The organism is Comamonas sp. C24C, from assembly GCF_053345995.1.
Map to the genome: position 1 here is coordinate 1 of NZ_JBKFBC010000032.1, position 497 is coordinate 497.

1 pseudogene is annotated in these 497 nt (G+C 60.6%); it reads left to right on the forward strand.

Going from position 1 to position 497, the window contains the following annotated elements:
- Positions 1-351 (forward strand): annotated as a pseudogene (locus ACLBXN_RS24535) (hypothetical protein); the annotation flags it as partial.
- Between the last annotated feature and the right edge of the window lie 146 nt (positions 352-497).

Consider the following 497-nt stretch of genomic DNA (forward strand, 5'->3'; position numbering starts at 1 on the left):
CCCGGCTTTGGCGTGAGCTTCGGCACGACCTGGACGGACGAGCATTGCAAGCGCCTGAAAATGAGCCGCGAACTCTGGAACAAGGGCATGAAGGCCGCCTCGCTGGCGATGGACTGCATGGACCCGGCAGCGCGCGTGGCCCTGGAGATCACAGGCTCGAAATGCCCGCAGTCCATGACTGCAGACGAGCGCCGAAACAACTACGGACCGGATGCGTCGGCACAAGGCAGCCCGAATCCTGCTGCGCCGCCTGCAGAGGCTCAGTCCAGCCTGGCACCTGAAGTCACTCGCCCCTCGGTTGTCACCTCCGTGATGGATGATCCACGTACAGCGCAGCTGTATGACAATTAGTAGGCGTGATTCCTAATCTAGGAGGCCGCTATGGGCAAGACTCTAGCTCTTTTAGCGATGGCACTATGTGGCGCTTCGTCTCTGGCAGCGCCCGATTCCAGGGCGGTCAATGAACCGTTGAGCATTCAGCGCCAGATCTTCGGAAG